The organism is Mesorhizobium australafricanum (genome assembly GCF_033977265.1).
GTDB lineage: Bacteria > Pseudomonadota > Alphaproteobacteria > Rhizobiales > Rhizobiaceae > Mesorhizobium > Mesorhizobium australafricanum.
In genome coordinates this window covers 25,537-48,974 of sequence record NZ_JAVIIT010000011.1, presented here as the reverse complement: position 1 = coordinate 48,974, position 23,438 = coordinate 25,537, and the positions used below count along the sequence as shown (strand labels likewise).

The following is a 23,438-nucleotide window of genomic DNA, read 5'->3' as shown; positions in this document are numbered from 1 at the left end:
TGCCTCTCAACCGTTTTCATTGAGACTGTAGCGCTTGATCTTGTTGGCAAGCCCCACGCGCGACAAACCGAGCTCGGTCGCAGTGCGGCTTTGGTTCCAGTGGTTTCGTATAAGCGCGCGCCCAACGATCTGCTTTTCGAGACTCTCGACCTGGTCCTTAAGCGTAGTACCTTCGGGAACGAAGCCCCTTAAGCCGTCGCCCTGTTTGCGGGCAGAGGCGGTCGCGAGCAGCGATGGCGCCATGTTGCGGGTGGTGATGTATTCACCATCCTTGGTTAGCGCGACCATGCGGCGGATTTCGTTCTCCAGTTCGCGCACGTTGCCGGGAAAGCTGCACAGGGCCAGCTTCTCGAGTGTGTTGGCGGTGATACCAAGAACCTTGCGGCCCATTCCATCGGCATGCTTGGCGGCAAAAAACTCCGCCAGCGGCCCGATATCTTCTGGACGATCGCGCAGCGGCGGCACCTCGAACTCGAAGCCCTTCAGCCGGAAGTAAAGGTCCTGGCGGAACTTGCCCTGCGCGACGAGGTCCTGCAGCCGCTTATTTGATGCGGCGATAATGCGAACGTTGCAGTGGATGACCTTGTCTGCACCCAGCGGCTTGACCTCGCCTTCTTGGAGAAAGCGCAGCAGGCTGACCTGAAAGGATGGCGACACATCGGAGATCTCATCCAGGAAGACCGTTCCTGCATCGGCCGCCCGAAACAGGCCGAGGCGGTCCGAAATCGCCCCGGTGAACGCGCCGCGCTTGTGGCCGAACAGTTCCGACTGGAGCAATTCGTCGGGCATGCCCCCGCAGTTCTGGACAAGGAGCGGGCTTGCGCGCCTAGGTGAGTTATAGTGGATGGCTCGCGCAAGCAGCTCCTTGCCAGTACCAGTCTCGCCCTGGATGAGGATGGGCAGTTCGGTCGCCGCCGCCTGCCGCGCAAGATCGCACATCTCCGCCATTTTTTCGCTTGCATAGACGAGTTTTTCGAACTGGTGGCTTTCCGGCCTCAACACGGGGTCACGGCGATCCCCGAACATCAGGGCCCCCGAAATCTTGAATTCCCGAGACAGAATACGGTGGCGGCGATGAAGTTCACGCGCTTCCAAGGCCCGCTCAACGGCCAGACCGAGCTGCGCCGGGTCGAGAGGTGTCAGAAGGAACTGATAAATCGCTGCCTTGGAAAGCGCTTGGTAAGACAGCGACGAGGGCGCCGGTGTCACGTAGACTCGCATGATGTCCGGGTGAGACACGCGCAGCCTAGTGAGGAAATCAAGACCCACAGTCTCATCCTGGCGATCCTCCGCGACCGCCAGATCGACATGGATGCTGCTCATTGTTGTCAGTGCCTCGGCCGGACTGCCAACCGGCAGCACCCGATAGGCGTACCGTTCCGACAGCACCTCAAGGCTTTCCGCCCAATCGCTGCCTGGACGAGCTACAATGACGACTGTACCGGAATGGTCCATGAAACCATGTTTCCAAAATGTCTACTTGGTTAGCAGCTTGCCCCTTCCGGCGCAACGCCGAGCTGGCCCAGACAACAGTTCGACGGTTTCGGCCCAGACTGCGAAGCTCCGATAGCGGTGCTAGACAGGATCTCCTTGGTCAGCAGGGGATGATACATGGGTCGGATTTAGTCCCGTTCCCCAGCTGGGCGCCTTGACTTGGATGGCCGCAAGGGCCGATAGCCATGAACCCTCGCAATTTCCAGTGCTGCGGAAATGGCTAGCAATCGATCAAACGCGGTTGACGCGAGTTTTACGATCAAAATGCTCAAACTGCCGCTGAGTGCCTGGCCGTTCCACGTTCGAAATACTTGTCGAACTTGACCGCAATGCTCCTCACGAAGGGACGGTTTTCCGTCGGCACGACGAAACTGTCGCCTTGGAGTTCAAGCAGTCGAGCAGGATCCTTAAGGGCGATGGAGCTTGCCTGACGAAGGAGCTTTTGGCCGGCTTTCCCGAAGCTCTCCACCAGGTCGATCGCCGAGAAGGCGAAATCGCACATCAGTCGCTCGATGATCCAGCCCCTGACGCGATCGTCGTCGGAAAATGCTATGCCGCGGACGACGGCCAACTCCCCGCCTTCCACCCTGCGCCGATATTCGCCAGTCGAAGGCATGTTCTGAACGTAGCCCTGGCGAAACCGGCCGATGGACGAAGGGCCAAGTCCAATCAACGTCTCGCAGCGATCCTCGGTGTAGCCCTGAAAATTGCGATGCAACGCCCCCGCGCGGGCCGCAACCGCCAACCCATCGCCTGGCTTTGCGAAATGGTCGAGCCCGATTGATTCGTACCCCTTGTCCTCGATCGATCGCGCAGCAAGTCGCGATTGAGCGATTCGCTCCGTGGGACCGGGGAGCCATGCCTCGTCGATCATCGTCTGATGTTTCTTGAACCAAGGCACATGAGCGTAGCCGAACAGCGCCATCCTGTCCGGTTCCAGGGTGAGCGCCTGCGCCACGGTGGAACGTACGCTCTCGCTGGTTTGATGCGGTAGGCCGTAGAGCAGATCAAGATTCACGGAATCTGCTCCCCGGGAACGAACGCCGTCGACGACCGCCTTCGTCTGCAAAAAACTTTGCTCGCGGTTGATCGCCTTTTGCACTTTCGGATCGAAGTCCTGCACGCCGAGGCTTGCCCGCGTCATACCGATTTCGGCAAGCGCGTCGAGGCGGGCTTCGTCCATCTCGTTCGGATCGATCTCGACGCTGATCTTGGCATCGTCGAGAAAATCAAAATTGTCTCGCAGCGCCGTCCCCAATGCCACCATATGCTGCGGCTTCAGCATGGTCGGCGAACCGCCCCCGAAATGAACCGCGCGAATTCGGCCCTTGCCGCTGACAAGGCCGCCAACCGTCGCGATCTCAGCATACAACGAGCGCAAATAAGCGGCCACCGGCTCATAGTGGCGCGTCTGTTTGGTATGGCACGCGCAGAACCAGCAGAGCCTCTCGCAATAGGGAATGTGCAGATAGAGCGATATTTCGCCGCCCCCTTCGAGCGCCTCCAGCCAGCCGCGGTAAACGACAGCATCGATACCCGGATGGAAATGCGGCGCGCTCGGGTAACTGGTATAGCGCGGGACGTTCTCGCAAAGTCTGGCAGCTAGTTCCGGTCGCATGTAGTGGTCCACCTTGTTGCGTCGTCGGGACTGTGGACTCGCAGATGAGCCAGAGCCCTGATTTCGGTCAGGCTCCAGCACGACAAACTGCCGCAAGGATTTTTCTACCGTCGATTGTTATCGTGCCGGCGCTTGGGCCGGGAGGGCGATCAGATCGGGAGAGCGATCAATGACAGTACGGCACGACATTCACAGTTCCGGCATCCCCGTCTATTGCCTGTCTTGCCAGGCACGGCGCCGCGGCCTCTGCAGCGCGCTCGATCCAGATCGTTTGGCCAAGCTCGCCAAGACTTCGTCGCGGCACAAGGTCGAACCGGGCGTCGAACTGATTGGCGATGCCGAGGCCCTCAACAGCTATTCGAACCTGCTTTCGGGCGTGGTGAAGCTGACGAAGAGCCTCTCGGACGGCCGCCAGCAAATCGTCGGTCTCCAGTTCGCGCCGGATTTTCTGGGACAGCCGTTCAAGGCGAAAAGCGCGATCCATGCCGAAGCGGCAACGACAGTCTCGCTGTGCTCGTTTCCGAAAGCGGCAATCGAACAGATGATGAAGCAATCACCGGAGCTCGAGCATCGCCTGCTCAGGCAGACGCTGAACGAACTCGACGAAGCACGCGAATGGATGGTGACTCTGGGCTGCAAGACCGCGCCTGAGAAGGTGGCGAGCTTTCTTCTCATGATCGCCCGCAACATCGGCTCCAGTGTTGGTCCGGCAGCCAGGTCGGCGTGCTTCGATCTGCCGCTGACGCGTGCCGACATCTCTGATTTCCTTGGAATTACGAACGAGACGGTGAGCCGTCAGTTGACCAGACTGAGAATGGACGGCGTGATCCGGATCGAGAATAACCGCCGTGTCACGGTAGACAACATGGGCCGGCTGGAACAGCGTTGTGGTGGGCGGCGGCCGGGGCGCAACCGCCCCATTTACCAGACCTGAGCGGCCGCTCCTGCCTCGCTTGCCTGGCCCGGGGACAAGGCACGATCGCGTTCGAGCGCGATGCGTCGCCGCAAGCCTTCGAAAAAGGTAGCATAGCATCTATAGGACTACCGGGGACTACAAGCGCTAGCGCCTTCGGCTGTACCCGGTTTCCACCATTTTCTCGGTCATTCGGGTTACGGGGTACACGACCTAAGATGGTGCAGGGCGGCGCACAGTCTAGGCCGAAAGCGAGCCGGCTGCTAGCGGCCGCAAAAGCTCGGCCTCCGGCTTGGTCAGATTGAGCCAAGCCGCCCAATTCTCCGGCTGAAGGACCACGATCTGGCGATTGTGGATGGGCGCGACGTCCGGTCCGGGCTCGGTCGTCAGCATCGTGAACGTGGGTGGCTTGTTGCCGGTAGCTCCCCGCCACAATCCGGCGATCGCCATCAAGGGCGAGCCGTTAAGCGCGAACCGATGCTTTGGCCTTCGGATATTTCGTCCCGGTGAACTCGAAGAAGGCCGACGCCGGCACGAGACAGCGTTTGCTGTTTGCGAATTGCAGGCCTTCGGAGCGGAAATTGAACACTGGCCCGCCTTTCGGGCCCGCCGGCGGGAACCCGAATGTCATTGAAGTCAGCTCGATCGCATCATCTGTGATGCGCATTATCGGTGCAGGATCATTGATGCGGACATCGTCGGCTTGGGGTAGATCGAGCTCGGTTTGGTGGCTCGGGATCCTAAGCGCAAGCGACTCCATCATCCGACAGTATTCGGCCCAAGCGATATGCTGCTCGTAATCGTGCACATGAACGCCTCCGGACAGGAACTTGTCCGGCCCGGCCAGCTTATCAAGGTGACACAGGATTTGCAGGCCGGACCGTCCAGCAGGCCAGCGCTAGCCTACCTTTTCAAGTTCTGCGGTTATGCGGTCCGGGTCAATTCCCCTCCCGAAAAGGCCCATAATCATGAGCGCAATCTGCTCTCGCTCGTGCTCGTCACTAATTCGATGCTTCGCGCAATAGTCGTTCAGGGCTTTGGCGAGAATTGCCAATTGGGCAGGTTCCGCCACCGCACACCGACATGCCTGCCTCTCCAGACGGGGCGAAAGCAGCATGACCGCTTCCAAGCATCCGCCTACCTCTGTTCGCTAAGGACGACTTCGGGACGATACCCCCAAAAAAAGTCAGCTACGAGTCAATTCGATGCGACTGAAGTTTGCCTACAAGGGTTCAGTCTGAATCGAGGGGGGAGTCCTTTGTCGATCCGTCCGACCTGGCGCCGCTGGTTCGAGGATTTCCAAAAAAGCGTTGACGCCTTGGCACTGCGCCAAATCGATTTGGGCGATGCCGATAAAGCTGAATTGAAATCTACAGCTTTGGCCCTTTTTGCGCGACTTTATTCGGAGTTGGAAACCGCCCTGGTCCTTGTCGACGCCAAACGTGAACTGGCGTTCCGGAATGCGTGCCGGTCGGTCATCGATTGTGCCCTGCACCTTTACGCTGCCGAAACCGACCCCAACTATCTGGCTCGACTGAAAGAGGATGACGAGCACAGCAGGCGGTCTCGTGCTAAACGGCACCTGGCTGCCAATGAAGGTCGACTCGCGAAAGAATCCGCCAGTGTCCTCAATGGGTTTATCAAGCGGATGCAGGGCCCCAAGCAGCGCTTGCAAGTGTCAGAAATTGACTCGCCGATGCCACGGCTCAATCATATCTACCGCGAGATTTCGGCCGATGCTTTGCACGTGAGCTGGACATCCCTGCACCGCCACGTCGTTAAGGGCAAAAACGGGGACGTCAGATTGACGTTCGAGCCCAAGGTAACCCGAGAGGAGCTTGAAGAATCTGCATCTATCCTGGCCTTTTCACTTCTTGCTGCAATGCGCTCTCTATTGATTATATTGCCGGAGATTGGGGAAACATATAATCTTCCAACTCTATTCGAGAGTTATAAAAAGATATATAAAACAGGGTTGCGGAAATATTCCCATGTTAATTCTGACTCACGGACTTAGCATTGTGAACGTGTATCTGGTTAAAGGCTTTGGAGGCCGAGAGTTTGTTTGAATTTCTCGGCTTGCTCGATAGGAGTTATCGTACCGTCGCGGAACAATTGGAGCGATGGTTTGCACCCTATCCCGCTGGCGTGGCATGGAATGTCTTTTCAGACTATTGCATTGGCGACCCTAGGAAAGCCAATGACGCGTTCGCCTTTGCGATCGTGCTGAACCATGACACACAGGCGAATATATCGGAGTACATAGCGGCCGTCGCGCCAAGCGATATGAAAGGATCGCGATCCGCCTCGGAAGGCCTGATTTCCTATCTCAAATCGCCGGTTGTTTTCAGCGTTAGCTATATTGTCGAGCGGCAATCCAAGCTGCTGCGCGATTACATAACGGACGAGAACATAATAGGGTCGCTCCCCGAGCTGCGCGAATTGCTCGCTGTCATCGCTAAGACGACCCCAGACAGAGCTCCCTACTGTCAGGCAGTCGACAAGCGGCTCGTCGCCTTTGAGCTGGACATGAAGCGGCGAAACCGTAACTCCTGCCTAGCGCGGCAAATTCACTTGTGCGCTGCGTTTGCGGCGATGCTGTTCAAGCATTTGAATGCGAAGAAGGCACCTGGTCATATCCGGTGGATCAGCGATCGCGATGCCATGTTCGATAAGTATGACAAGGTCACGTTCGATCTAGCCTTCATTTACTTTCAGCTTCTTCGAGAACTGGAAGCGCAGGTTCCGCCCCAACCAGAATTCTTATTTGGGCTCCCAGGATGGGATGGAAAGAACAATTACAACGAGTTCATCCGCATTCCTGACTATCTCGCAGGTACGCTGGCGGATATTTCATTGCCCTCGATGGCGTTTACCCACGACAAGTTCCGACCTGTCTTCGAAAGCGTGTTCGTCAATTCGCCAAATTGTGCGCTGATTGAGGTGCTCGGCAGCAGGGAAAAAATCACAACTCGTCGTGTCGGCTTCTCGGCGCCTGTCTTGTGATGTTGGCCTGTCTCCCGGTATCGCCTGCTACCGTCTGCGGTAGTAGGCATCCCAAGCCAGCTTGATGTCGGCGAATGACCATTCCCTTCGGCGACCGTAGGCGGGACTTTGGCGGGTAGGGCATCCGGACAGTCCGGTTTCCCTTTGGAATTTCATGAACCACGACGTGGACTTTGGCTTGCCTTGGGCTGTGGTTTGAATCCGGCGAATGACCCCGCTGTCCGCCCAATGCTCATGCTGATTGGAAAGGGAAGCGGGGTCGGCAAGATAGCCGCGAAGCTTCTGTAACCTGGCGTCTTCTGGCGACTGGCGAAGGTCGGCGCGGAACTCCTGGACGGCAAGCGCCGCTCCTAGCTTTGCGGCTTCCATCAACATATCGCGCAGTTGGGCGCTCGACAGCACGACCGCCTGAAGGGCTTCCATAAACCTAGCTTTCTTTGATGGGATTTGGCTCGGCGAGATCGGCGCCGGTTCATTGCGCCAGAGCCGACAAATGACGTCAAGCACTAGATGCCGAGGAGGGCACCGAGCCGTTCCGTGACCGGGCGCAAGGGGTCAACCAGGCCAAGGTCGTAGATCATAGTCGTTTCAAGGTTGCCCTTGTGGTCGACGTAATGGGAGATCGCTTCGTGCGACACCCCTTGGCCGGTGAGCATGAGCGAGATCGCGATCCGCTTGAGGTCGTAGAGCTGGAAGTACGCTCGGCACGCCGGGGAGGGCCTTGAACCGGTCCAGCCCCTTGCGGAAGTTGTCGCGGGGCTGGCTTTGGTCAGTGTGCGACGGGAACAGCAGCTTGCTTTCAGGCCAGCGTTGGCGTTGGGCCTGCACCATCATAGCACCCCGGGGGTGGATCGGCACCGAACGGTAGGCGTACTCGTAAAGTGACCTCGACAGCTTAATCCCCTTGGTGTTGTGCTTATGCCAGACCAGCTTGTCCAAATCGAAATGGTCGAACTCCGCCTTGGCCAGATCGCTTGGCCGGGCCATGGTCAGGAACAAAATCCCCATGAAATTGCAGAATTCCTGCATGTGGTCGTTGGCGGTTACCAACCACGCCTTGCGCAGCGCCAAGTCGCGCTTGGCAAGGCCCTCGAGGTGGTCGACTTCCGGCAACACTTCAACCGCCGGATAAAAGATATGGGGCCGCGATCTGCCTAATCTGCTCGGTGGAATAGTCCCGGCGCTGGGGCACCACCTTTCTTGCTCGGATGGGACTGCAGGGGTTGCGCATGTCGACGAGCTGCATGCGAATGGCCCAGTTGAATAGCGCCGTGACGTGCCCCAAGGCACCGTTAAACACATACGGCGAAGCGAACTGCGCTTGGAACCGCTCAATATCCGACGGCCGGATAGACACCAGTGACCTGTCGGCAAACATGGTCCCGAAATCCGTATGTTCCCTTCGCCGGTTGCGACCACGCTTGTTGACCGTGTTGGCCGGTCTTAGCCACTTTCCCATGAAGGATGCGAAAGTGCGTTTGTATCCCTCTGAAAGACCAGCAACGTGGCTCTCCCAATAGCGGTCGATGACCTCGGCGATCGTCTGGAAGTGCTTCCGGCGCGGATCGACGCGGTTAAGGTCTGGGTCCTTGCCGCTGCTGAGTTCCTGTTCGCGCTGAATTGCCGCCAGGCGTGCCGACGCAACGCTGAGAACAACGGTTGAGCCGAGAACCTTGCGGCAGCGCTTCCCGTTCAATTGGTAATGACGAGGTCGGAGGTTCAATCCTTCTCAACAGCACCATAGATTTCAATGAGTTATAGGTGCCGGACTATTCCACAGTCGCACAATGTAACATTCCTGTAACGAGGCGGTTGCGGTGGCACTAAGACGGACGGCGGGTCGAGGAGGGTGTGGCCTCCCGATATATGCTTAAGTCCTGGGACTTTTCCGCCTCACGGTTGAATACGATCACCTCTTCGCTTATGGTTGATTCGCTCTTGGCATGAGCATGGCACTCGCCGTTCCGAAGCTGCTGGCAGCACTGCCTATATTCCCTGAAAACCTTTCAACACTCATTCGGGCTTGAAAGGCGGTTGGCGAGTGACGCTTACGGATCAAGCCGGGAGAATGACCATGTTGATTGGTGACGTGCGTCCTACGACGCTTGATGGTGTCAAAAGTCTTGCAGCAGAACTGCGTAAGGAGCGTGGCATTAAGGACGCCATTGCGCTTGATCTTGCGGCTCAAGCAGCAAATTTCTCAAATTTTCGGAATGCCAAACGACTACTTCCCAAAAAAGCGGAGGAAGTTGCGCCTCCTTATGTTCTGCTAAGCATTTATTGGTCCGATAAGGAGCAGAAATATACCTGCGGACGGGAGACGCTGAAAGTCGAACTTTCGCGGCCCATCCTGGAAATCTGTGGCAGATATGCCCTTAAGAAAGTCCGAGGCTTCGGTAATCTCCGGATGGTGGCTGATGACCATTTTATCTGCGACGATCTGGCTCCCTCGCAGGAGCATGCTCGTGAGCGCTTGTGCACCGCGGAGCGTTCGATCCGCTTCATGGAGCATACCACACTGCGTCCTCCGAGGAGTTCTCGCGAAGCCCACCCCAGAGCGCTGGCCCATGACAGCCTGCCAAGCCGGGATCATTCGACTGCTTGGATCGATGCGGCAAACGGTCAATTCATACTGATTGACGAGCCTTACGGTGGAGCACCTGATGAGATCAAGCGCGCGGCCTGGGCTGCCCGTACGGGCTGGAGGATCGTGAAAACTGCCTGGCCGGGTATGTACCGTCCCCACGAGTGCGACCTATACATCGCGACGGATGCCAGATCTGGCTATGATTTGGACGCCCTTGCTGCGAAAATTGACTCTATGCCGCCGCCTTTGATCGCCGAGAGTTGGTCCGGGGAATCTTCGCCGTCGTGGGATACGTTCGTGAGCCCGTTAGCCAAAACGGCCCAAGATGTGCGCCGAGCTCGGTGTCGCGGTATGGTCTATCCGAATGCAAGCGCCACCTCCGTGCCCTACTCCTACCAACTCGGCTCGACCCGGCGTCGGCCAGTCGGTGAGCTTGGTGTTGCCGGCCATATCGATGCAGGAAGCATCATAAAAGCGGTGCTGACATGGCGTCATCGGCCAAGCGGGGTCTGGAGTCGCTTAAGTCCGTTGCGCTCGACTTTGGAGGACTGGATGGAGCTTGAAAGGCGTCGAGGAGAGCTCGACGGTCCCGAGTTTTTCCAAGTGTACTATGGCGACACGGTCGCAAACAAAGACCACCTTGAAAAGGCGAAATCGCGAGAAGGGGTCATCTGGATGCTCGGCGAGTTAAAGGCGCAGCTCCAGAAGGCATATTCGGACTGCGCGCCGCTTCGCCGGCAGCTCCATCGCATTGAGATGTCGATATCCTTGATTAACAAATGAACCCGGCGGGAATCGAAGCTTAGGCGACAGTGTGCAATTGCACACTGTCGGTAGAGGGCACAGGGTCGAATCCTGTACCGTCCACCCCTATGCGTTGACCGGCGGCCAGCTCAGTTTCCCACGGCCGATGCGCAAGGCCTCCACCAGCCTGGTGTTACCGGCCAACCGACCGGCGAAGAGGCTGGGCTTGGGATCAACGGCCGACTTCTTGAACGCAGCGACCAGCTGATAGTCGGCTGTCGACAGCCAAGTCCGCCCGTCACCCTCGTCGGTGACGATCCGATAGAGGCCAGCGGGCGGCGCATCTGTCAGGTCGAGCAGCCGCTTATAATGTTCCACCGACCACTTTTGGATGCCGCCGCTAAGGGCTTCAGTGCGGAAGCGCGCCCAGAGCGCGGCAGTGTCGGGAGTGGGCCAGTCGCCAGCGTCCGTATAGGCAGTGATCTCGTCAGATTCTAACCAAGCCCGCATCTCGGCGGGCGTAACGAAGACAGGCTTGGCATCCTCGATTGCCGCCATGGCAGCACGTCGGGAAGGAAGACCCGCGCGGATCAGCATCGACATCATGAATTGCGGGACACCGGTTTCGACTGCTGCTGCGCCACCGCCCGCCACCGTCTCCGGTGACCAGCCGAGAGACATGCGCCGGGTCCGGACGGCCTCCAACGCCCAGACCAGCCGATAGGTGAAGGCCTCTTCGACGGCCCGCATGTTCTGCGGTCCGATCTTCGCAACGTCCTCGCCGGACACCCAACTGCACAGGATGGCTTTCCAGTTTGCCGGCAGTGCGTTGGCCTTGTCAGGGATGAAGGGCCGCATGAACAGCAGGCGTTCGCCGAGACCACCGAGCGCATCGACAAGGTCGTCGATGTCGCCGCTCAGCGCCGCCTTGTCGGCCCGATCTAGGAGTGTAGCCAGATCGTCGGCCATGGCGTCGATCGCCAGCCCGGCCTCAAGCCCGACGCCCATGGCGAAATGACCGCGCCGCGCCTGAGCCGTGGTGGTCTTCCAAATGAGATCGGCTCGCGCCTCGAAAATTTTCTTGTGCAGCGGGGCGACGTCCTCGTCTTCCCGGGCGATCTGGCGAGCCCAGAGCGATCCCTTGAGCGCTTCGTCCAAGAGCTTCGGTAGGTCGGCGCGATTGGCATCGAGTGCTTCGATCAGACCGAACACGGTTGCATCGAGGCGTTCGACGATTTGCGAGAGCGGCTCTTCGTCGATAGTTTCTTCCTCGTCATCGCCGCCTTGTTCGTCGTCATGATCGGCGTCGTAGTTCACTCCGGCGGCCAGCCGCGCTGCGACCGCGGCTTCTTCCTCGGGTGACATCCAGGCTTCGCGGGCATTAGCGAGGTATTCCCACGCATTGTCGCGATCCAGGACTCCCTCGCGCGACAGGCGCTCAAGAATCTCAGCGACGATTTGGATGAGGCCGCTCTTCAGCGTGCGAGCCTTGGCGGAAGCGACCAGCATCCCCCATTCTTTCTTCCGCCAGTCAATCTTATCGAACATGACGTGGACAATCAGCCCCTCGACATCGACGAAGGCGCGCCCTGCGCGGCCCGCAACATTTGCGAACTCCTCGCCTTTGATCTTCTCGGAGGCACGATACAGTGCGGGTACCAAGAGCACGGCGGCATTGAGATTGAGGCCCTGCGAGAGCGTCGGCGATGCGACGATGACCTTCAAGACACCATCGGATAGAAGGGCTTCCAACTCGCGCAAGAATGGGCTCGGCAGTCGGCCATGGTGAATGGCGACACCTTGCTTCAAGCAGGCGACAGCGGGATGGTCTTCGCCCAACCACTCCCTGCCGACCTCCAGAGCGCGCGCGATCGACGCTTCGTCCTCCAGAAGGGAGTCCAGGTAGCCGCGTTTGCAGAGGTCCACGACCTGTTTGCCGTAGCCCTCGACCCAATTCGCCTGCGTCGAAAAAATCAAGGTCCGCTTGCCCTGACTTGCGAATTCCCAAGCTGCGAACAGCGTGAGATGTGAGTTTTTCCGCGGATAGGGCTTCTTTTCCTTTCCACGCGCAGGCTTCTCTACGACGAATCTGTCAAGGAAGGGACCATTGTCGTCAAGGTCGAGTCGGAGCAAAGCGTCCTTGCCCCGCCAATAGAGCGCGCCGAAGCGCTGGCGAGTAGGACGCCAGTCGGAGCGCACCGGCTCACCTGGTTCATCGGAGCGAATCCAAGCCGTAAGGTCGTCAAGTTCATCGCCGCTCGGTAGGATGGCGGAGAGACAAACGATCCGGCGGTCCGCTGCATCGGCTCGCCGGAGCAGGCGTTGAACCAGCGTCTCATAGCGGATTTCACGCTCGCTCGGGCCGATCATGTGGCCTTCGTCCAGGACGATCAGGCCGATATCGTCGATCAGGGATGGGTCGCTTCTCAGCGCGAAGTCAAGTTTTTCCGGCGTGGCGATGATGATCTCTCGGCTACGCAGTGCGTCTTCATCCCCAACCGAAAGACCGCTGGCGCCGTAAAGCGAGGAGACACTGAATCCGAGCGGCGCAAAGGTTTTTCTGAAAGAGCGCTCCGTCTGGGCGGACAAAGCGCGCAATGGCGTGACGATCAGCACCCGGCGCGCCGACGACAAGGTCATCAGCGCGGCGATCTCGGCCACCCGCGTCTTGCCGGCGCTGGTCGGCAGGGCAACGACAAGGTCGTCGGTGACGTCAGTGGAACGCTGGGCCGCTTCGCGCTGCGATGGCCACAACTCCACCTCGGACGTCTTGCGGGCGTAGAGTGACGAGATGAACAGCCGACGCAGATCCGGGTATTTCTCCTCCGTCCCCTCGGGTGGCTCAATCGGAAGGTTCTGGTGCAGCGAGTGCTGCCACAGGTCATCGATAAGATGACGGCATAGGCTCGAGATCCACCACAGCGGAACATTCTCCGCGTTATCCGCCAGGCTGACCGCTGTGCCTAGCAACTCGCGCGCGCTTTCGATTGGCTCGGGCTCGCCCGTCTCAAGCGCGAAGTCAAAGTGCGCCAGAGCCCGGCAAATCGTTGTGTTGAGGATGGTCGACAGCACCTCGTCGATGTCGGGGTCTTCGTCTGTTAGCGCTTCGGCAAACTGCTCGTCGCTGTGCGCTTCGTCGTCCAACCACTCGCGAACGAAGCCGCGCAACTGGCTTAGATCGCGCAGGATCAGGTGTCGGACCGCCGTTTCGCCCGGCGAAGCGTTCAGGTCGTCCGCCGTTTCGTTGAAGAGTGAATAGGCGACGGCAGAGAATCCAGCCAGGTGGTAGGCCGCGGCGGCGATGGTGCGACGGAAACCGCGGTCGGGCGACTCCGGGTCGCCATTGCGCACCAGGGCCTCGAAGGCGTTGGCAGCGCGCTCGAAGGCTTTGCTAGTTAGATCCGACGCACCAGCCTGAGCGCGGAGGGCCATCGCGCCCCGAAGCAGCGCGAAGCCGTGTTCGGCAAGATCCGTTTCGATCGTCGCGCCGAGGGGTGGCGCATTCGGCGGCAGAACGCCTTCTTCGCGCATGAGAGACCAGGCCGCACCACGATAAAGCAGGCGCCCGAGGATGCCGTCGACGGTCGCGGTCGTCAGGAAAGCGGTCAGTTCGTCAATCGTCTCCAAGGTCTTCAGCCTCTTGGTACATTTCCGCGATGAAGTCCTGGTGGTCTTTCACGTGGATGTTCACAACGTAGTGGTCCCGGTTGGTCCCCGTGGAGTCGAGATCCTCCTTCAGCGAGGCGTGGGGGCCGTTACCCGACACAGTGAAGAGCATGTGGTCAATGCGATTGGCGCGAAGGGATTTCAGGCCCACCTCGTCACGGAGACTACGGCCCAGCGTATTGTCGTCCGGGTCGTTGCTTTCCAGCAAGCGATTGGCGACGAACAGCAGGGAGTCAGGCGTGCAGCGGCCATTGTCGCGGTTGATCACCTTGCGGGCGCTCGTGACCGTGCCCTTGCCGAGCTTCTGGTTGCTCTTGGCTTCGCCTTTCAGGAGCCAGAGCTTCTCTTCGGGCTCACCGTACCCCGCACCGATGAAGTCGTCGCCGCGCATAGCCATATTGCGGCCATCCTTGTAACGGAGGCGGCGCACTGGGACGCGCAGGCCGATCTCTTCCTCGACTAGCTCGGTCGCGAGAATCTCGCCGAGATCGCCGGAGCGACCCTTTAGCGTCTGCGGCATCGCTTCGCTGAGGATCTCGGCGGCGACCTTGTATCCAAGCCGCGTCACATCCTCGGCGATGCGTTCGAGGCGGTCATAATGCGAGCGAATTGTCTCGGCGAGGGCATCGCGAATCTCATCGCGGCCGCCTTCTTTCTCGACATAGATCCAGTAATGCTTGCGCTTGTCCTTTTCCTTGGTGGCTTCAAGCCACTTTTCATATAGCCCCACGTTTCCCCTCAATACCGTCCTTCGGACGGTGACACACTGCTGCTATCAGGCTGTAAGTTTTACCCCGACGATCAAATGTAAGGTTGCCTGAAGCCGTCTTTATGTTCAAGCGCCTCTATCAACGTTTGACACTATAATAGTCAGGAATGTCAAACGTCATATTCTTGATTATCTTGGACAAAGCCGCTGTCGAAGTGAACAGGCGATAGCGCTTCTTTATAGACCGGACGCCTCAGCCTCTAGTGAGGGCTCTCTTCAATCCTCTTGATTGCCCGCACCGCCACGTGCCCGTAGCTGGGATGAATTGACCAAGCTCGAAGCAGTGGAACATCGCTGGCGTCGCCAAATTCCCCGAGGATCGCCAGCGCTTTCTGCATCACATCGTCGGTCCGGAAGAACTCAAAATAGCCCGCCTGACGTGCCGGCTGTTCCAGCGCCGCACGGTAAATTGCGGCGATTTCATTGGGGAAATCCGCGGCGAAGGATGTGACCACCGGCTCTGACCCCGGAAGCCGCCGGCTTTCCTCAAACATTTGCCCAGCACTGGAGAACTCCCCGATCGCGGCTGCGGCTACCCCGTGTTCATGCCGTGACAATGCTGCAAGCGGTGCAGCACAATTAAGCATGCGCTCGGCTTTCGAAAGATCGTCGCGGTTTAGCCAGTAGATAATCGCGCCACAGGCCAAAAACGCCTGATCCGCCGGCGACGCAGCTTCCGCCGAGCGATCGGGCAAGGGGTAATGCAACCGTGCAAGCGCCGCATGTGCCATTTCGAAGGTGCGAACGGCGTCCTGCATCATTACTTCTTTTTTCGGCGGCAGGGCCGTCCATGGTGCGATTGCAGGACCGGCAGCCGGGTCGCCACACGATGCCACTGCTGCAAGTAATGGAGCCGAGAACATGGAATTGCGGTCGACATCTTGGGCCGCCAACAACAACAAGGCATTCCGGTCCTCGCTTGGCAAAGCGCCCCACGCCTCCCAATACGCGCCATCATAGGGATGGTCGAATTGCGCGCTCCACAGGCTGGCTGCGGCACCGGCCATCAGGGGATCATCGCGGTTCGCCAGGACGGCTTCAATTTCGCGTTTGGCGCTGGTGACATACTCCTCCTCGTCGTTGTCCAGCGCGCCAAGGAACTTGAGCGCATCAATCATGCCCGTGGAATCGAACCCGTTGTTCGTGGGTAGCAGATCGTGGATGACATCAATCAAGGCCTGACGCTCGTCATCGGTGAGAGCATGCGCGCTCATGCCGGCTGCGTGCATAAGTGCCATCCGCAAATGGCCTGCTGCCTTCGCCCAGAGCCGGTTCAAGATCGCCGGCAAAAGGATGCCGACTGAGGGAGCGTCTCGTTCTGAATATTTGTCCAGCTCGATGAGCAAACCGACCTGGCCAGGGCTTAACTTTTCCGAACGCAACCGCTCGAAGAGATTTGCCTCAGCTGCGACTTTCGGTCCGTGATAGAGATGCCCGCTATGCACAGGGCCGCAAATATACGCAAGGCCAATCTCGCGCCCTGCAAACCCAGTGTAACTCATTGCGTAGAGGCCACTTCGCAGGCTCAGCTTGTGTTTCCTGGCCTCATCAAGCAGCCTGCCGTGTTCTTCGGCCAGCCGCGCATCCATTTTTGCAATCAGGTCCAGCACCTGATCAAGGCGTCGTCCGGTTACAAGTTCGTGCGCGATGGCGGTAAGCACCGCCCGGTCCTGCGCCGTCCATTCCTGCAATGTCTCTGGCCTTGCCTGAACACTCCAGGCAAATTCTTTCGACACGTCAAACCGTACCGTCTCGATTTCTTGTCCGATCCGCGCGAGCACCTCATCGCAGCGCGTGTTTGCCCAACGCTCAGCGTCCCTGCCGAATTGCCCGGCGAGGCATGCGCTCACGACCCATGCATCGGAAACGTCGGATAGCACCCGTCTACGAAAGCGGTCATCGTCGATGGCGCCCAGCACGAATGGCTTCATCTCGAGATACCGCGGGTGCCGCAATGCCAACGCCACCGCATCCGGATTATCGCCTGCGCGCCGTAAAATCGCTTCGGCGGCAAACACGTTCATGAACATTTCATGGCTGAAGCTGACCCGGTCGCCGCGCCTCTCCAGAAGGTTCGCTGCCTGAAGCGTCTGCAATAGAGAGCCTGCAACACCTTCACGATCCGACAAGCGGTCAAGCTCCCGTACGGATAGGCTGAAGCTTACTCGGTCCGTCATCGCCCCCGCAATGCGGGAAAGGGCGCGGATACCGTCCGAGGCAGCCGGACCTAGCCGCTTGCGCACATAAGCGTCGAAGAGGCCATATCTGGTGGTTCCGGCCGGAAGGCTCTGCCCCAGCTGCCCAACCATTCTGGCTTCGAGGCCGCTTCCCACCATCTCAAAAAGCTCGGAAAACGCTTCCAGTCGTGCGCCACCCGCGGCGTTACGGGCAATAGCTTGTTTGGTTTCAACATCGGGCGCTTGCACCGTGTAGCTGACAGCAGCCAGGAGATCGCCGCGCTCAAGAGCAATCCTGCTCGACACGACCGCGATGGCGTCAAAGCGCCGAACGGCCGCTGCAACGCTTCGCGTCAGGCGCTGCCGCTCAGACGGGGCGCACTCGTTGTAGCCATCGACCACAAGCACCAGGGGCCGATCCCAGACCCGGGCAGCAGAGATCAAGGCAGCCGCTGATTGTGCATCGAGCAGCGTCGCCTCACGGTTTGCCACATCTCGCAAGCTCCCTTCGAAATCCTTCGCCGGAATGACGATCGGTACACAGCCTTGGCCGAGCGCGAAGAGAGCGGCCTTGTACGAGAGAAGGCTTTTGCCGCAGCCGGAATCGCCTGCCAGCAGAACGTTGCCGTCCATGACAACCCGTTCGACAACCGCTTCCGACGAGAGCGTTTCGCCATCACGGATGCATCGCATCGGGACCATCTCAGACGCGGTCGGGCCGTAGGTACGCGTGAATGCGTCCCCATATGCCAAGAGCAGCCGTTCCGCGTGGAGCACTTCCGAACTTAAGGCTGCATCGAGTGAAGGGACCGCAATCAATCGGTGATGGGCCGCAAAGGCACGCCACTGATCCAGCGACCAGCCGCGGGTCGCTGCAGACGCAATCAGCGCTGGCAGCATACCAAGGCCGCCAACCGAAACTTTAAAATCACCGCTTGGTATGGCCGAACCAGGCGGGATGGCGGGGACGAAGACCAAAGCGGCGTCGGGGTAGGGGACAGATGCCCCCGCAAAGGCAGCCATGGCGTCGCGGAGCGCATTTTTCTCGCCAAGGGTTTGCGCGTAGAGGTTGGGAATTTCTTTCCACTGGCCGGATGCCAGTTGCACATGCCACGTGCCGTTTTCCCCGCCTCGGACAGCTGAGCTAAACCCCTTGGATTCAATAACGAGAGCGCGCCGGTCGAGGCCAATAACGAGATCAATTTGCCTGCCGCCGAAATTCACATTGGCCAGGACAACTGCTGGGATGCCATATGCCGACAGGGTCGCGACAGCGCGCTCTAAGGTAGCCCGTTCCGATGGGTGTTCTATAGGGGTGCCAATGAAGATTTCGAGAGAGGTCATTGCTGCATTATGCACTAGATAGGGGCGTCCCTCAGCAGAGATCTATGCTGCTCGCGGTGGCCATAATTCGTGCGGAAAAGGCCTCTTATCGTTACACAAGTCCTTGCACATCAGTCCGACAAATGCCAAATATTGCTTTATAAACAGTACGATGTGAGAAGGCTATTCGGTCTCCAAAACCGCAGGTCGTAGGTTCGATAACAGTGGTAGATGAGAAACTTAAGAATCTAGTTAGACGCGCAGACCGATCAGCCCTATTTCCATGGCCTGTTCCGTCCGCGCCGACAGATCGTGCTGCAGTTTGCGGATCTGATTGGGACTGTGACCACGGTGGAGCAAGAGCGCGGTCAGATAAAGTTCGATCGCATGGATCGCCGACAACCTGAACGGCGCTCGGGTAAGGGGCTTGCCGGGTCGGCATTGCTGAAGCAGTAGGTTTGCCGCTTTGCGGTACTCTTCTGCCAGTTCGTGAATCTGGTGCGGGGATGCCAACTCGCCCGGATATTTGCGTTCTTCTATCGCCACTTCCGTCGCCCCTTACTGTCTGCGGCAGTAACAGTACCATCTCGCGGTAACGATATTGTTCAGCCAATGCCTGGGTACAGCCGTGGGAACCAGCGCTCTACGACGGTGATGGGCAACCCCAGGCGCACGGGTCCCTTTTCAGTATCCGCCACCAGCACGCTGGCAGCGAGCAACTTGGAAAGGACCGTCCGCGCTTGGCGGTCTTGATAGCCGGTGAGGGCAGCAGCCTGTCCGCGGGGGTACTCGCCTGCCATCACGGCCTCGCGCAGCAACGGCCAACTGCCTTTTAAGAGACGGCCAGCCCGAATCTCCTCGTTGACCCAGACCTCGATTCTGCCGAGGAGTTCGGCAGGTTCGAACAGGCCTTCCATAAACGTCACCTGATCAATGCAGGTGCGCAGGAAGAACGCGCAGAATTCCTCAAGCCCGCTGAGGGTAAGCGACCCGCGGCCGTCCAGATCGCCACGACGCGGTTCGTCGGCGGCCTGCAGTCTGGCTTTGTATTCGTCGACCTGGCGGGCGAGCCCCCGGGCAACTGACCAGAGACTGGAGCCGATGTTGAGTTCGCACAGCCAAGCGTAGGAAAACAACCTGGCGACACGGCCGTTGCCATCAAGGAAGGGGTGTATCCATACCAGCCGGTGGTGTGCTGCAGCGCAGCCGATGATCCTGCGCAGCCGTGTCAGATGCTTGGATTGATACGCTTCAACAAAGCGCTTCAGGAAGTTCTCGATATCGTCAGGGTCGGGCGGTATGTGGAGACCGACTTGGACGTGATTATTCCGCAGTTCTCCCGGAACGACCGGCAGTTTTGCGCCAGTGGCGGGGTTTGTTACCCGCAGGAGTTCATCGGGAAGTCTGCTGCAGAACTCCCGGTGAACCCAAAGCAGGAATTCGATGGAGACAATGGGTGCTGGTCCGGCACCTTCGTCGATGAGGCGCTGCACGTCGATATGGGCCTGAGCTTCAATTTGCAGGTTGCGGCATTTGGCATCGTTCGCATAATCACCCTTGAGAGCGCGGTCGATGTCGATTGGGTGGGTATCGTGGCCTTCGATGAGGTTCGAGTAGTAGCAGTTCATTGCCCGGACCAGATCGCCGAGGCTGTCCCGTAGGACGGGATGGATACGACCACCGAGGCGGCTTGCCCTGTCCACCAATTCGGTGGCCAGTTCCTCGAGAACATGCTTATGATCCTCAGGAAGCAGCGGTTCCATAAGTGCTGTAGATGCCATTTTTTGCCGATCCTTTTGCCGGTCGAATCGTAAGTCGGAACATAGAGATAAGGCAAACGGATAGATCGAACATTGCCGATATTTTTGCCGATTTGGGAAGCAGATCTATGCGGCTCCGTCGTATCCACCTTGGCCTAGTGCGGCGCTCCCCCTCCGGGAGATATCGATAAAGGTCGTTTCGTGCGGGGCTAACGTTCGACAATCGACAGCCATGATCACGGTTTAGTAACCGGCAAAAAAAGAGATCGGCTGGTATACAACAAGCTCGTTCGCAGGATGACCAGAGCCGGGTCTGTTCACCAGCTATCAGATTCCACGAGGTGGACCCGGTCCCCGGGCAGCAGTGGCAGGCACGAAGATGCAGGCCGCAGGATGAATGCAAGAGACTTTCATGACGAAATCGTCGAGCCGACCCTGAAGGAATTTGACGCCGATTTCGGTAGCAGGCGGTGCGCCTTTCTTGCCGTTGCTGTCGTTGATTCTCTGGTAGCGCATATCTATGCGGAAGCGACACAGAACAACATCGACCCATTCGACTTCCTCGGGGGGCGCTACGTTAGACGAAGCCAGAACTCGAATGGCAAAGTCGTCGAAAAAGGTATCGACATCACAGACTTCGATGAAACAAACGGTCAAGGCGTCGTCTTCACGACAGCAGTGTCATCCGATCAGCGAAATGACAGCTACTTCCGCCAGCGGATTGCAGATGGTTGCGACGCATTTCGGCTCATCCGAGACCTAGCGAAGGCGAACAAGCATGCCGAACTTGTCAAGCACTGGTGTCATCGTCGGATCAGGCGATTTCAAAGCCGATGGGTTATGGACTGGGCTGGGCAGGTACGGAAAGGGGCGTTTTGGCGGTGTCCCACAGATGATGATCCGGCTCAATGCCCCCACGACCGGAAAGGGAGAACCCGAGGAGGTCTATTTTGAACACGTGCTGCAGGAAGCCTATTGCGTGGTACCTGATCTTCTAGGCGTGTTGGACCGGCGGCGAGGGCGTGAGCCGCGCGAATACGCTTGGCACACCGCCAACGAACAGGAACTTTAACACCCCCCATGCCAGTTCCTCCACACCGTAAGTGGGCCGACATGAATGCCTAGGCGGATCGCCTGCTACCGTTGGCGGTAGTATGCATTCCATGCCAGCCCGATGGCAGCAAATGACCATTCCCGCCGTTTGCCGTAGGCAGGACTTTGGCGGGTAGGGCATCCGGACAGTCCGGTTTCCCGCTGGAACTTCATGAACCACGCCGTGGATTTCGGCTTGCCGCGTGCCGTCGGTGGATCTGGCGGATGATGCCGCTGTGCGCCCAATGGCCTTGCGGGTTGGCAAGCGATGCCGGGTCGGCCAGGTAGGCACGGAGCTTTTGCAGCGACGCGTCCTCTGGGGTCTGGTGCAGGTCGGCGCGGAGCTCCCTGACGGCGAGGGCTGCGCCTTGTTTGGCGGCTTCGGTCAACAGTTCGCGCAACTGCGCGTTCGTCAATACCAGCGCTTGCAGGGCTTCCATGAATCAAGCTTTCATTGATGGATTGTCGCGGCTAGAACTCGCCGCCGGTCGATTGCCTCACGGTCCTCAAATGACGTCAAGCCCTATATGCCGAGCAGGGCACCCCGCCTTTCAGTGACCGGTCGCAAGGGATCGACCAGGCCAAGGTCGTAGATCATGGTCGTTTCAAGGTTGCCCTTGTGGTCGAAGGAATACGGCTGCAGTTCAGTCGATCGATTGGGTCACAGTTCCGGCGAAAGGATTGGGAACTGGTTGCTGACGGGCATCCGCTTCGGCCTTTGGTTCAGGCGGAGCGACGGCAGCAATTACGTCATCGTTTACAGAACTGACCCGATCGGCGTCCAATTTTTCGCAGCCGGTTCACACCTTACGCGTCCTCCGGTGCGGAGACGTCCGGCGCCTGGCTCAGATGGCTCTTGGATTGAACGAATCCCGATAACGCACCTCAAAACTGGAGAGAGCTGATTGCATCGAGTGATACCACTTTGGGATTTGCGAGATTTGCGTGCTCGAGCGCAGGCAGTGTTCGCGTGCGGTTCTGGCCATCTCCTCGAAATCGCTGTAACCGACCGCAAGGTGATGCATCATTTCTGCAGCTTTGTCCTCGATGTCCGGCTCGTCGAGCACAACGCCATTAAGCCCATTTACGACCTGCCTCTTCAGACCAAAGGCGGACGACACTACGACGGGTTTGCCTCGGAACAGAGCCTCTGTTGCTGTAAGGCCGAAGCCCTCTTCGCGAGATAGGGCAAATACTCCATGGGCGTTCTGTTGCAGCCGGCCGACGATTTCCGCATTTGCGTCGTGGTCCTTCATCGAGATACAGACCAGATACACGCGTCGCCGCACTTCCTTCGGTAATTGAGTGCATAATAGGACGCATTTCTCGAAATACTCCCGTCCTTCAGGATCGTCGGCAACATCCAAAGGATCCGGTCCCGCGATCACCAGGCGTGTATCGTAGGCTTCCGCGTGCGCCGATTTCACAAAGCGATCGTAAGCGGCGATAGTCCGGTCAATACCTTTCAGTCCATCCCATCTGGATACATGAAGGAAATACCGTGAGCCGAGAATGTCCTGAAGGGAGGGTGTGGGCTCGAATTCTTGGCCGTTGAACGAAACCGAATGGTCTAGCGTCTGGCCCGCTGGCCCTTCATAATTACGGTTCTTGCTTGAAAATGGGCTGATCGATGGCGGGATGATATCTATGGGCACATCAGTATCAAAGGCATATTCCTTGGCGCTTAGGACAATGCGTTGGAATTGATGGAGGTGTTCGCCCAAGAGTCCCCAGATTTCGTCGACTGTCGGGGTGCGCTTCGGATATCCGATGTGGCATCGCCAGATAGCCGGGTGCGGGTAAGATTCAAGGAACTTCGCAGCTGCAACAAGAGGCTGCGGATCATGAATTACCACAAAGTCATCAGGCCTGATGATCCTATCCAGCTCCGCAGCGCCTTTCTCCGATGCCTCAAGATAATGCGGGAGCAGATCATTCAAGCCTGCCACCTTGACGTCGTGAAGAGAATTATGAAGCGCTTTGGTGAATTGAAAAAATTGTTCTTCCTTCGGTTTAAAGATGAGCCAACGCACATCAAAACCAAGCTCCCGAAGCAGGCAAATGTGGTGTGGAAGCATTTCGGCCACCCCGCCGCCGAATGCGGTGGAATTTATGTGCCAAATACAACGGCCGCCGATCATGTTACGAGCCTCTCCGGACGAACGAAATAGTTCATCGAGGAGTTCGTCATAATGGTTTCGCTCCGCCACGTAATGGGCAAGTACCGAGCCTTCTACCAGCACCTCATCAAAAAGTAAGGTGCGGGGTTTCGTTGATACTTTCATTCGT

19 protein-coding genes and 1 pseudogene are annotated in these 23,438 nt (G+C 58.4%); 5 read left to right on the top strand and 15 right to left on the bottom strand.

The features are described 5' to 3' along the window. Positions 1–6 precede the first annotated feature (6 nt). Positions 7–1,455: a sigma-54 dependent transcriptional regulator gene (locus RFM98_RS20870; RefSeq protein WP_320255938.1), complete on the bottom strand. Its 1,449-nt coding sequence runs from the start codon at positions 1,453–1,455 to the stop codon at positions 7–9. A 307-nt stretch (positions 1,456–1,762) separates the two neighbouring features. Next, on the bottom strand, positions 1,763–3,112 hold the full coding sequence (gene hemN / locus RFM98_RS20865) for an oxygen-independent coproporphyrinogen III oxidase (protein ID WP_320310734.1): 1,350 nt from the start codon (positions 3,110–3,112) through the stop codon (positions 1,763–1,765). Between the two features lie 169 nt (positions 3,113–3,281). Between hemN and RFM98_RS20860 the strand changes: the two genes are divergently transcribed. Then, on the top strand, positions 3,282–4,046 hold the full coding sequence (locus RFM98_RS20860) for a Crp/Fnr family transcriptional regulator (RefSeq protein WP_320310632.1): 765 nt from the start codon (positions 3,282–3,284) through the stop codon (positions 4,044–4,046). Positions 4,047–4,265: 219 nt separating this feature from the next. On the opposite strand, the pseudogene RFM98_RS20855 reads toward RFM98_RS20860, so the two are convergent. Both RFM98_RS20855 and RFM98_RS20850 read right to left on the bottom strand, forming a co-directional pair. Further along, a pseudogene (locus RFM98_RS20855) lies at positions 4,266–4,788 on the bottom strand (SOS response-associated peptidase). Between the two features lie 135 nt (positions 4,789–4,923). After that, positions 4,924–5,142: a hypothetical protein gene (locus tag RFM98_RS20850; RefSeq protein ID WP_320310631.1), complete on the bottom strand. Its 219-nt coding sequence runs from the start codon at positions 5,140–5,142 to the stop codon at positions 4,924–4,926. A gap of 141 nt (positions 5,143–5,283) precedes the next feature. Here RFM98_RS20850 and RFM98_RS20845 point away from each other — a divergent pair, with 141 nt between their 5' ends. Together RFM98_RS20845 and RFM98_RS20840 are read left to right on the top strand one after the other, a co-directional pair. Next, positions 5,284–6,042, top strand: coding sequence for a hypothetical protein (locus RFM98_RS20845; RefSeq protein WP_320310630.1), 759 nt, complete (start codon positions 5,284–5,286; stop codon positions 6,040–6,042). A 44-nt stretch (positions 6,043–6,086) separates the two neighbouring features. Next, positions 6,087–7,031, top strand: coding sequence for a hypothetical protein (locus tag RFM98_RS20840; protein WP_320310629.1), 945 nt, complete (start codon positions 6,087–6,089; stop codon positions 7,029–7,031). 27 nt (positions 7,032–7,058) lie between these two features. On the opposite strand, the gene RFM98_RS20835 is transcribed toward RFM98_RS20840, so the two are convergent. From RFM98_RS20835 to RFM98_RS20825, 3 genes are all read right to left on the bottom strand, one after another. Continuing rightward, on the bottom strand, positions 7,059–7,454 hold the full coding sequence (locus RFM98_RS20835) for a hypothetical protein (RefSeq protein WP_320310628.1): 396 nt from the start codon (positions 7,452–7,454) through the stop codon (positions 7,059–7,061). 165 nt (positions 7,455–7,619) lie between these two features. After that, positions 7,620–8,144 (bottom strand): site-specific integrase, encoded by a 525-nt coding sequence (locus RFM98_RS20830; RefSeq protein ID WP_320310627.1) that lies wholly within the window; start codon positions 8,142–8,144, stop codon positions 7,620–7,622. A 4-nt stretch (positions 8,145–8,148) separates the two neighbouring features. Next, the gene (locus RFM98_RS20825) at positions 8,149–8,754 is read right to left on the bottom strand and encodes a site-specific integrase (protein ID WP_320310626.1); all 606 of its coding nucleotides are present in this window, start codon (positions 8,752–8,754) and stop codon (positions 8,149–8,151) included. Positions 8,755–9,105: 351 nt separating this feature from the next. Between RFM98_RS20825 and RFM98_RS20820 the strand changes: the two genes are divergently transcribed. Further along, positions 9,106–10,401, top strand: coding sequence for a DUF5623 domain-containing protein (locus tag RFM98_RS20820; RefSeq protein WP_320310625.1), 1,296 nt, complete (start codon positions 9,106–9,108; stop codon positions 10,399–10,401). 87 nt (positions 10,402–10,488) lie between these two features. On the opposite strand, the gene RFM98_RS20815 is transcribed toward RFM98_RS20820, so the two are convergent. From RFM98_RS20815 to RFM98_RS20790, 6 genes are all read right to left on the bottom strand, one after another. Next, positions 10,489–13,989, bottom strand: coding sequence for a DEAD/DEAH box helicase (locus tag RFM98_RS20815; RefSeq protein ID WP_320310624.1), 3,501 nt, complete (start codon positions 13,987–13,989; stop codon positions 10,489–10,491). Further along, positions 13,976–14,758: a HamA C-terminal domain-containing protein gene (locus RFM98_RS20810; RefSeq protein ID WP_320310623.1), complete on the bottom strand. Its 783-nt coding sequence runs from the start codon at positions 14,756–14,758 to the stop codon at positions 13,976–13,978. The genes RFM98_RS20815 and RFM98_RS20810 overlap by 14 nt, the downstream gene beginning before the upstream one ends. Before the next feature lie 239 nt (positions 14,759–14,997). Next, positions 14,998–18,318, bottom strand: a complete 3,321-nt coding sequence (locus tag RFM98_RS20805) for an NERD domain-containing protein (protein WP_320310622.1) — start codon at positions 18,316–18,318, stop codon at positions 14,998–15,000. Positions 18,319–18,549: 231 nt separating this feature from the next. Further along, on the bottom strand, positions 18,550–18,843 hold the full coding sequence (locus RFM98_RS20800; protein ID WP_320310621.1) for a hypothetical protein: 294 nt from the start codon (positions 18,841–18,843) through the stop codon (positions 18,550–18,552). A 59-nt stretch (positions 18,844–18,902) separates the two neighbouring features. Next, on the bottom strand, positions 18,903–20,078 hold the full coding sequence (locus tag RFM98_RS20795; RefSeq protein WP_320310620.1) for a Fic family protein: 1,176 nt from the start codon (positions 20,076–20,078) through the stop codon (positions 18,903–18,905). A 306-nt stretch (positions 20,079–20,384) separates the two neighbouring features. Next, positions 20,385–20,714, bottom strand: coding sequence for a hypothetical protein (locus tag RFM98_RS20790; protein ID WP_320310619.1), 330 nt, complete (start codon positions 20,712–20,714; stop codon positions 20,385–20,387). A 121-nt stretch (positions 20,715–20,835) separates the two neighbouring features. Here RFM98_RS20790 and RFM98_RS20785 point away from each other — a divergent pair, with 121 nt between their 5' ends. Then, a complete protein-coding gene (locus RFM98_RS20785; protein ID WP_320310618.1) occupies positions 20,836–21,129 on the top strand; it encodes a hypothetical protein in 294 nt (97 codons plus the stop codon). 190 nt (positions 21,130–21,319) lie between these two features. Here the strand turns inward: RFM98_RS20785 and RFM98_RS20780 are convergent, their stop codons facing one another. Together RFM98_RS20780 and RFM98_RS20775 are read right to left on the bottom strand one after the other, a co-directional pair. Beyond that, positions 21,320–21,589, bottom strand: coding sequence for a hypothetical protein (locus RFM98_RS20780; RefSeq protein WP_320278511.1), 270 nt, complete (start codon positions 21,587–21,589; stop codon positions 21,320–21,322). 405 nt (positions 21,590–21,994) lie between these two features. Continuing rightward, positions 21,995–23,434 carry a glycosyltransferase gene (locus tag RFM98_RS20775; RefSeq protein WP_320310617.1) on the bottom strand — a complete coding sequence of 480 codons (1,440 nt, stop codon included), beginning with the start codon at positions 23,432–23,434 and terminating at the stop codon, positions 21,995–21,997. Between the last annotated feature and the right edge of the window lie 4 nt (positions 23,435–23,438).